At 73.0% G+C, this 9217-nt stretch carries 5 protein-coding genes; 2 read left to right on the top strand and 3 right to left on the bottom strand.

Going from position 1 to position 9217, the window contains the following annotated elements:
* Window positions 1-163 precede the first annotated feature (163 nt).
* The gene (pruA, locus tag ABT147_RS46550) at window positions 164-1795 is read right to left on the bottom strand and encodes an L-glutamate gamma-semialdehyde dehydrogenase (protein ID WP_351418490.1); all 1632 of its coding nucleotides are present in this window, start codon (window positions 1793-1795) and stop codon (window positions 164-166) included.
* Between the two features lie 83 nt (window positions 1796-1878).
* Window positions 1879-2805 (bottom strand): proline dehydrogenase family protein, encoded by a 927-nt coding sequence (locus ABT147_RS46545; RefSeq protein WP_351418487.1) that lies wholly within the window; start codon window positions 2803-2805, stop codon window positions 1879-1881.
* A 127-nt stretch (window positions 2806-2932) separates the two neighbouring features.
* Between ABT147_RS46545 and ABT147_RS46540 the strand changes: the two genes are divergently transcribed.
* Together ABT147_RS46540 and ABT147_RS46535 are read left to right on the top strand one after the other, a co-directional pair.
* Complete coding sequence (locus ABT147_RS46540; protein ID WP_351418484.1) at window positions 2933-4120, top strand: PucR family transcriptional regulator; 1188 nt, start codon at window positions 2933-2935, stop codon at window positions 4118-4120.
* Between the two features lie 199 nt (window positions 4121-4319).
* The gene (locus ABT147_RS46535) at window positions 4320-6065 is read left to right on the top strand and encodes a serine/threonine-protein kinase (protein ID WP_351418482.1); all 1746 of its coding nucleotides are present in this window, start codon (window positions 4320-4322) and stop codon (window positions 6063-6065) included.
* 22 nt (window positions 6066-6087) lie between these two features.
* Here the strand turns inward: ABT147_RS46535 and ABT147_RS46530 are convergent, their stop codons facing one another.
* A complete protein-coding gene (locus tag ABT147_RS46530; RefSeq protein ID WP_351418479.1) occupies window positions 6088-9036 on the bottom strand; it encodes a helix-turn-helix transcriptional regulator in 2949 nt (982 codons plus the stop codon).
* Window positions 9037-9217 lie beyond the last annotated feature (181 nt).

Below are 9217 nucleotides of genomic sequence, written 5' to 3'. Positions count from 1 at the left end.
CTAAAGATTCAGGCCCTGCGGGCCTGAAAGCACGGGGCGCAGCCCCGGCTTTTCAGGGGCGCGGGGAACTGCGCGACCAGCCCCCACCGGACCCGCACCCGCCGAACACACCGAACCCCCCGAGCCAGAAGGCGCTCAGGGGGTCACGGGAGGGGCGGGCCGCTCAGCCCATGTGCGGGTACGTGTAGTCCGTCGGCGCGACCAGGGTCTCCTTGATCGCCCGGGTCAGAGTCCACCGCATCAGATTCTGCGGCGCCCCGGCCTTGTCGTTCGTACCGGAGGCACGCCCCCCACCGAACGGCTGCTGCCCGACCACCGCACCGGTGGACTTGTCGTTGATGTAGAAGTTGCCGGCCGCGTACCGCAGCTTCTCCATCGTGTACGCCGCCGCCGCACGGTCGCCCGAGATGACGGAACCCGTCAGGGCGTAGGCCGACACCGACTCCATCTGGGTCAGCATCTCCTCGTACCGGTCGTCCTCGTAGACGTGCACCGCGAGGAACGGGCCGAAGTACTCGGTGGTGAAGACCTCGTTGGCCGGGTCGGTGCACTCGACGACGGTCGGGCGGACGAAGTAGCCCACCGAGTCGTCGTAGGAGCCGCCCGCGACGATCGTGCAGGCCGGGTCCGACTCGGCGCGGTCGATGGCGGCCTTGTTCTTGGCGAAGGAGCGTTCGTCGATGACGGCGCCGACGAAGTTGGTGAGGTCGGTGACGTCACCCATGGTCAGCCCGTCGACCTCGGCGGCGAACTCCTCCTTGAAGCCGGAGTTCCAGATCGACGCCGGGATGTACGCCCGGGAGGTCGCGCTGCACTTCTGGCCCTGGTACTCGAAGGCGCCCCGGGTGAGGGCCGTCTTCAGCACGGCACGGTCGGCGCTCGGGTGGGCGACCACGAAGTCCTTGCCGCCGGTCTCGCCGACGAGCCGCGGGTACGAGCGGTACTTCTCGATGTTCGCGCCGACCGTCTTCCACAGGTACTGGAAGGTCTTCGTCGAGCCGGTGAAGTGGATGCCGGCGAGGTCGCGGTGTTCCAGGGCGACCTTGGAGACCTCGATGCCGTCGCCGGTGACGAGGTTGATGACGCCCTTCGGCAGCCCCGCCTCCTCCAGCAGCCGCATCAGCAGCACGGCGGCGTGGGTCTGGGTCGGCGACGGCTTCCAGACGACCACGTTGCCCATGAGGGCCGGGGCGGTCGGCAGATTGCCCGCGATCGCGCTGAAGTTGAAGGGCGTGATCGCGTAGACGAAGCCTTCGAGAGGGCGGTGGTCGAGGCGGTTCCAGACGCCCGGGGAGTTGGCCGGGGGCTGCTCGGCGAGCAGGTCACGGGCGTACTTGACGTTGAAGCGCCAGAAGTCGACCAGTTCACAGGGACAGTCGATCTCGGCCTGCTGGGCGGTCTTGGACTGGCCCAGCATGGTGGAGGCCGCGAGGGTCTCGCGCCAGGGTCCTGCCAACAGCTCGGCGGCGCGCAGGATGATCGCGGCGCGGTCGTCGAAGGACATCGCGCGCCAGGCGGGCGCGGCGGCGAGGGCCGCGTCGACGGCGTCCTGCGCGTCCTGCTGAGTCGCGTTGGCGTAGGTGCCGAGGCGGGCCTTGTGGTTGTGCGGCTGCACCACGTCGAAGCGGTCACCGCCACCCATCCGCTGCTCGCCGCCGATCGTCATCGGCAGGTCGATGGGGTTCTCGGCCAGCTCCTTCAGCTTGACCTCCAGCCGGGCGCGCTCGGGCGAGCCGGGGGCGTAGCCGTGCACCGGCTCGTTGACGGGGGTGGGGACCTGGGTCACAGCGTCCATGGGTTCCGTATCTCCTTGATCTGAGCGGTGTCGTGAGCCGTGGGGCGGGTGGCCGTGTCCGTGCGGCCGTATGTCTGTGGGGCTCAGCCCTTGCTGACCATCGAGCGGACGAAGAAGCGCAGGTTGGCGGGCTTCTCCGCGAGGCGGCGCATGAAGTAGCCGTACCAGTCGGTGCCGTACGCGGTGTAGACCCGCATCCGGTGTCCCTCGGCGGCGAGCCGCAGATGCTCGTCGCCGCGGATGCCGTACAGCATCTGGAACTCGTACTCGTCGAGCTTGCGCCCGGCCCGGCGGGCGAGTTCCTGGGTGATGGAGATGAGCCGCGGGTCGTGGGACCCGATCATCGGGTACCCCTCTCCGTCCATGAGGATCTTCAGGACGCGGACGTACGCCTTGTCGATCTCGGCCTTCTGCTGGAAGGCGACCTCGACGGGCTCCTTGTAGGCGCCCTTCACCAGCCGCACCCGGCTGCCGTTCTCGGCGAGGCGGCGGGCGTCGGCCTCGGTGCGGAAGAGGTAGGCCTGGATGACGCAGCCGGTCTGCGGGAAGTCCCGCCGCAGCTCGTCGTGGATGGCGAACATCGAGTCGAGGGTGGTGTGGTCCTCCGCGTCGAGCGTGACCGTCGTCCCGATCTCGGCGGCGGCCTCGACGACCGGGCGGACGTTGGCGAGGGCCAGTTCATGACCGCCGGGGAGGGCCTGTCCGAAGAGGGACAGCTTCACGGACATCTCGGCGCGCTCGCCGAGCTCCAGCTCCTTCAGCCGGTCGATCAGCTCCAGGTAGGCGTCGCGGGCGGCGGCGGCCTGCTCGGGGCGGGTGATGTCCTCGCCGACGACGTCGAGCGTCACTTCGAGGCCCCGGCCGGTGAGATCCCGGACGACCGGGACGATGTCGTCGACCCGTTCACCTGGGATGAAGCGGTCGACGACCTGCTTGGTCACGGGCGCCGCCGAGATCAGGCGTCGCATCCGGTCGCTGCGCGACGCGGCGAGAATCACGGGACCCAGCACGGGGCACCTCCACAAACCAGCAGATAGAACCACCGTGAAACCTAAGGATCCCTCGGATCGTCGGCCATCGACAGCTGTCACGTATCCGTGCCGCAGATCTCAGACAGATGTATGAAGGACTGGGAAAATGCTGCAGAATGCCCGGGTGACGTCGGAATTCAAGGGTGACTACCAGGAGCTGGTCGACGAGATCTCCGGGCTGCTCGGCGCCCCGGCGACGCTGGAGAACCGCGACTTCGAGCTGATCGCCTTCGGCGCGTACGACAGCGAGGGCGACCTCGATCCGTCGGCCCTGGACCCGGTCCGCACCCGCTCGATCCTGACCCGCCGTTCGACGACGGCGGTACGGGAGTGGTTCGAGGGCTTCGGCATCACCCGGGCGACGGCCCCGGTCCGTATCCCGCCGACGCCCGAGGCGGGGGTGCTCCGGGGACGTATCTGCCTCCCGGTACGCCATCGGGGTGTCGTCCTCGGCTATGTCTGGCTCCTGGACGACGACCCGGGCCCGACCGACGCCCAGCTGACCGCCGCCATGGCGGTCGCCACCCGGATCGGCGCCCTCCTCGCGGACGAGGCCCAGGCCGGCGCCGACCTCACCCGGGAGCTGCGCGCGGTCCTGACCGCCGGGCGCGGCTGGGAGCACGACATGGCGGTGGCGGAGCTGCGCACGGCCCTCGGCCCGCGCGGCGACGGCGTTCACACGATGGTGTGCGTGGCCCCGTGGCCGTCCGCCGACCCGGACGACGCCCCGTCGTTCCGTACGGTGCCGGGGGCGACCGCGCTGTGCACGGTGCCGTGGGGCGCGGCGGGCCAGGGCCTGGCCCTGCTGGTACGGCTCCGCTCGGCCGACGCACCGGCCCCGGCGCTCGCGGCCGCCGCCCGGCTCCTGGAGCGCGCGGGGGCACACGCGGCGGCGGGTGTCTCGGACGCCCGCGCGGGCCTCGCCGAGCTGGGCACCGACTGGCGGGAGGCCTCGGCGGCGGCCCGCGCGGCGCTGGCGGAGCCTCGGCTCGGCCCGGTCGCCGAGTGGCGCTCCATCGGCCCGTACCGCCTCCTGACCGCGCTCCCGCCCGGCATGCCCCAGGACCCCTCCGTCCGACTCCTCCTCACCCCCGCCCACCGGGAACTCGCCCACACCGCCGAGGTGTTCCTCGACCACGCCGGTCAAGCGGGCCGCACCGCCGCCGAGTTGGGCATCCACCGCCAGACCCTCTACTACCGCCTCTCCCGCGTCGAACAGCTCACGGGTCTGCGGCTGACCGACGGCGAGGACCGGCTGCTGCTGCACATGGCGCTCAAGGGGGCGCGGCTCTGACGTCCCGGGCACGGCTCTGACGTCCGAGGCTCGATCACCCCGACGTCGGGTTCGGTCACCCGACGTCCGGTTCGGTCAACGGCTATCACTCCTGGCGTAACCCCGAACAGCATGCACACAACAACCTTTAGGCTGCCTCCGTCGGTCTGATCATCGGGCCGACGCATGGGGGATCACGGGATCAGGGGGACGTGCGCAGTTGAACAACGCGACCGAGGTGTTCCAGCCGCTCCAGGCGGACGACCCGCCGCAGGTGGCGGGCTATCGCCTCGCCGCCCGGCTCGGGGCGGGCGGCATGGGACGGGTCTACCTGTCGCACACCCAGGGCGGCCGGCCGGTGGCGATCAAGGTCGTGCGCCCGGAGCTGGCCGACGACCCGGCGTTCCGGCGGCGGTTCGGCCGGGAGATCAAGGCGGCCCGGCGGGTCCGGGGCGCGTACACCGCCGAGCTGATCGACGCCGACGCGGACGGCGTACCGCCCTGGCTGGCCACGCTGTACGTGCCGGGGCCCTCCCTGACGGAGGCCGTGGCCCGGCGCGGGCCGCTGCCGGTGCCCGCGGTGCTGTGGCTGATGGCGGGGGTGGCCGAGGCGCTGGGGGCCATCCACGACGAGGGCATCGTGCACCGCGATCTGAAGCCGTCGAACGTGCTCCTTGCCGCCGACGGGCCCCGGGTGATCGACTTCGGTATCTCGCTGGCCGCCGACCTCACCTCGAACACCGCCACGGGCACCGCGGCCGGCACACCTCAGTTCATGGCTCCCGAGCAGGCGACCGGCGGTGATGTCACGACGGCGACCGATGTCTTCGCGCTGGGCCAGACCGCCGCGTTCGCGGCCCTGGGCGAGCCGCTGTACGGGGACGGCCCCTCGGTCGGCGTGCTGTACCGGATCGTGCACTCGGAACCCGACCTGTCCCTGCTGCCCGAGCAGCTCCGGCCGATGATGGCCCGGTGTCTCGCCGCCGATCCGGCGGAGCGGCCCACCCTGGCGGAGGTCGTCGAGTGGTGCCGCCGGCGGCTGGGCCCGGACGCCGACGGGGGCGGCGGACCGGCCGTCTGGCGCGAGGTCACGGGGCCGGAGGTCACGGTTCCACCACCGGCCCATCAGCCCACGCTCGCGCACCCGATGCCCCTGCTGTCCCCGACTCGGCCGCTGGGGCCGATGGGGCCGGTAGGTCCGGTGGGTCCGATCAGCCCGACGGGTCAGTTCGGAACGGGTCAGTTCGGAACGGACCGGACCGGTCAGACGGGTCAGACGGTGGCGGACCGGCGGCGGACCCGGCGGCGCCGGACCGCACTGATCACGGCCGTGGCCGTGACCGGCGGTGCGCTGCTGCTGTCGGGCCTGGCCTGGACGGTCGTGGAAGGGCTGGACCGGTTCCGCGACCGGGTGACGTCCTCGTCGTCGACACCCGGCACGGGAACGTCCGCGACCGCGGGAGCCAAGGGAACGAGCGACCGGGCATCGGAGGGGACGGACGACGGGACGGCGCCGGAAGGAGCGGGCGACGGACCGGCGAAGGGGGCCTCCCCCTCCCCGACCGGGTCCCCGCAGCCGCGCCCCATCGCCTACCCCCTCCAGTACCTGAACGAGGACAACTCCCTCGACATCAGGGCCCCGATCTACCGCAACATCCGCGAGGACCGCAAAGGGGACATCCGCTTCACCTGCGAGGGAGGCAGCTGCGCGCTGGAGAGCGACAGCAGCGTGATCACCATGCTGTTCGCCGAACCGGGCGCCACCCTCGAAACGTGCCGGGTCGCCCTCACCGGCGCCAAGAGCCGCAGATTCCCGCTGGCAGCCGCGGCCGCCGGCAGCGAGTTCTGCTTCAAGAGCCCCGCCGGGGACATCGCGCTGTACGTCGTCCAGGTGAAGTCGACCGCCCTGCCGGACAGCGGAGTCAGCTTCGTGACCGGCGACATGACGGTCTGGCGGGCGACGTAGCCCCGGGCGGGGGTGGGCCCGGTCAGGACGGTGAGCCGGTCGTGATCAGCCCTTCCCGGTAGGCGATGGCCACCGCCTCCGTACGGCTCGCCGCCCCCAGCTTGGCCAGGATGTTGGACACATGCACGCTCGCCGTCTTCCCGGTGATGAACAGTTCGTCGCCGATCTGCCGGTTGGTGCGCCCGAGCGCGAGCAGCCGCAGTACGTCACTCTCCCGCGCGGTGAGCGAGGGGAGCGTGGGGACCACGGACTCACCGTCCCCCGAGGCCGCCGTCAACCGCCCCCGGCGGACCAGCGCGTCCAGGGCGGCCCGCAGCGGCACGGCCCCCAGCCGGTCGGCGGTCTCCCCCGCCGCCCGGGCCTCGGCCGCCGCCTCCTCCCGCTCCCCCGCCCCCAACAGCGCCTCCGCCAGCCGCAGTCGGCACCGGGCCCGCTCGTAGGGGTCGCCGAACGTGAACGCGTCGAGCGCCTTCCGCCAGGCCCCCACATCGGGCCCGGTACGCACCCGCGCCCACTCCGCCTCGGCCCGCGCCAGCCAGGCCAGCCCCTCCGGCCCCTGTTCGACGCCGTCCTCCCCCTCGATGGCGGTCTCCCGCGCCGCCCGCACCAGTTCCTCCCCGGTGGCGGCCCAGCCCCGCACCCCCGCCTCGTCCCCGGCCGACCGCCGCTCCGCCACGGCGTCCGCGATAGCCCCGAGGGCCAGCGCGGCGAGGCGGACGGTCGCGTTGGGCCGGGCCCCGGACTCGTCGGTGAGGGCGGCGACGGTCGTACGGAACTGTGCGACGGCGGCCTGCGGATCGTGCCGCAGAACGGCCGCCTCGGTGAGCGCGACGCCCGCGACGAGGCCCGCCATCCAGTCGTACGGCCCGTCCAGCAGCGCCCGGGCCCGCTCGGCGGCACTCTCGTCGCCGCGGGCGAGGGCGACGTACAGCGCGGGACCGGCCGCGTGACCGGCCGCGGCGGGCAGCCGGTCGACGTCGGCCGCCGAGCGGGCGCACTCGTCCCAACGGCCCAGCGTGTAGAGGCAGAGGGAGTGCAGGTAACGCATCTCCACCGGGTACGGGGAGGAGAGCAGACCGGTGCGGGCCGCGCTCTCCAGCCCCTCGGAGAGCCAGGTGAGACATGCCTCCACGTCACCGGATTCGAAGCAGCCGACGGCGAGGTTGAACAGGGCACGCATCTCCACGGGGGCGCCACCGGCGCGGCGGGCCAGCTCGCGGGCGTCCCGCAGCCGCTCCCGGCCCTCCCGCGTACGCCGGTTGCTCCGGGGATCGAGGCCGACCACGGAGATGATCAAGTCGGCCTGGGCATCGCCCAGTTCGAGCCGCTCGGCGACGCGCAGCGCCTCCCTCGCGACCCGTCCGGCCTCCTCGTCCTCGCCCACGTACCGCGCCGCCATCACATGCGTGGCCGCCGCCCACACCCAGGTACGTGACGGGGGCTCGGCGGGAATCATCGCCAGCGCCTCGCTGCTGTACCGGAACGCTGCCTTCAGACGGTCCACGCGCATCAGGTCACCGGCGAGGGTGTACCGCACCCGGGCCGCCAGCTCCGAGTCCGCGTCCGGGCCGGCCCCGGCGAGCGCCGAGCGGGTGAGGGTGACCGCCCGGTGGTTCTCCCCGGCGCGCGCGGCGGCGGACGAGGCGCGCAGGGTGAGGGTGACCGTGTCGAGGTCCCGGGGCCGGGCCCCGCACTCCACGGACGCCCACAGATCGAGGGCGCCCTCCAGATGCCGCAGCTCCTCGGCGGGCGCGCCGATGCCGTGCGCGTGGTCGGCGGCCTCGACGGACGCGGTGAGCGCGTCGGCGAGATCATGGCTCTCGCGCGAGTGGTGAGCGCGCTCGGCGCTCTCCCCCGCCCGTCCCCTGCCGGCCAGCACCTTGGCGAACACCCCGTGCAGCCGCACCCGTTCACCCGGCAGCAGATCCGCGTAGACCGCCTCCCGGGTGAGCGCGTGCCGGAACGCGTACGTCGATCCCTCGCCCGGCAGCAGCAGTTGCCGGCCGACCGCCTCCCGCAGCGCCGACTCCAGCTCGCCGTCGGGGAGTTGGACGGCCTCCCGCAGCAGATCGTGCCCGACCCTGCGGCCCGCCACCGCCGCCGTGCGCAGCACCTGCTGGGCCGCGCCGGGCAGTTGCTCGATGCGGATCAGCAGGACGTCGGCCAGCCCGCTCGGCAGCACGGCCCCCGGCTCGTCCGCCGTCGCGGCCAGCAGTTCCTCCGCGTAGAACGCGTTGCCCTCCGCCCGCTCGACGATCCGGCCGACCGTGTCCTCGGACAGCGGCTCGGCGCGCAGCGAACGCACCAGCCGCGCGAGCTCCGGGTCCGGCATCGGCCGCAGCTCCAGCCGCTCCACGGCGGGCAGCCGCACCAGTTCGGCGAGCAGGGGGCGCAGCGGGTGGCGGCGGTGCAGATCGTCCGCGCGGTACGAGGCGAAGACGGCGAGGCGGTGGGCGGGGGTGCCGGGGGCGGGTCGCTGGAGCACGGCCCGGCTGAGCAGGAAGCGCAGCAGGTCCCGCGAGGACTGGTCGGCCCAGTGCAGGTCCTCCAGCACCAGCAGCACGGGGGTGGTCTCGGCGAGGTCCGCCAGCAGCGCGGCGATGCCCTCGAAGAGCTGCGACCGGTCACCGCCGGCCGCGCCGCCGCCGAGGAGGCGGGTGGCGGCCGGGTGCGCCTGGACGAGCGGGGCGAACCGCTCGTCCGCGGCGAGGGCGCCGAGGATCTCCGTGAAGGGGAGATACGGCAGGCCGACGTCACCGAGGTCCACACAGTGCCCGGTGAACACGGCCGTCCCCCGGCCCACCGCGTACGCCGCCGCCTCCGCCAGCGTCCGGCTCTTCCCGACCCCCGCGTCCCCCGCCACCAGCACGGCCCGGGGTTCGCCGCCCGCCGCCCGGTCCAGCACGTCCGTCAGCCGACCCAGCTCGGTGTCCCGCCCGACGAACGGGGCGCGAAATATGTTCTGCGGCACACCGCCATCCTGACACGCACGGGTTGCCTCCGGCGGGCATCGTGGTTCGGTTCGACCGCGGGTGCGTGGGGGCTGGTCGCGCAGTTCCCCGCGCCCCTAAAGGCAACGGCCCCTGCGAGCCGTTGAAAAAGCACGGGGCGCAGCCCCTGCTTTTTCAGGGGCGCGGGGAACTGCGCGAGAA

The organism is Streptomyces sp. NPDC001868, from assembly GCF_040297125.1.
Classification (GTDB): domain Bacteria; phylum Actinomycetota; class Actinomycetes; order Streptomycetales; family Streptomycetaceae; genus Streptomyces.
Note: the sequence above shows the minus strand (reverse complement) of the source record. Positions and strands in the feature narration are given on the sequence as shown.